Source organism: Dyella sp. ASV21, from assembly GCF_016428975.1.
Lineage (GTDB): Bacteria > Pseudomonadota > Gammaproteobacteria > Xanthomonadales > Rhodanobacteraceae > Dyella.
In genome coordinates this window covers 1-255 of record NZ_JAELTT010000417.1, presented here as the reverse complement: position 1 = coordinate 255, position 255 = coordinate 1, and the positions used below count along the sequence as shown (strand labels likewise).

General features: G+C 66.7%; 1 protein-coding gene. It reads left to right on the top strand.

The features are described 5' to 3' along the window. The coding region (locus JHD67_RS22130; RefSeq protein ID WP_199101242.1) for a helix-turn-helix domain-containing protein at positions 1–255 on the top strand (255 nt) is incomplete at both ends.

The following is a 255-nucleotide window of genomic DNA, read 5'->3' as shown; positions in this document are numbered from 1 at the left end:
GGTTGGGCCGTAGGCATTCCTCGATACGCCGAGTAATTGCCCAAGCCGGCGGCATTCGGCCGGCGCCAAAGCGCCGCTCACCGCGTGCCCTGACGCTGGCAGAGCGCGAAGAGATCTCGCGGCGGGTGGCTTTGGGGCAATCGCTCCGGCAGATCGCGGCTCACCTTGGTCGTGCGCCGTCCACTGTCAGTCGGGAGTTGGACCGCAATGGCGGGCGTGATGGTTACCGTGCGAGCCACGCTGATCAGCAAGCCT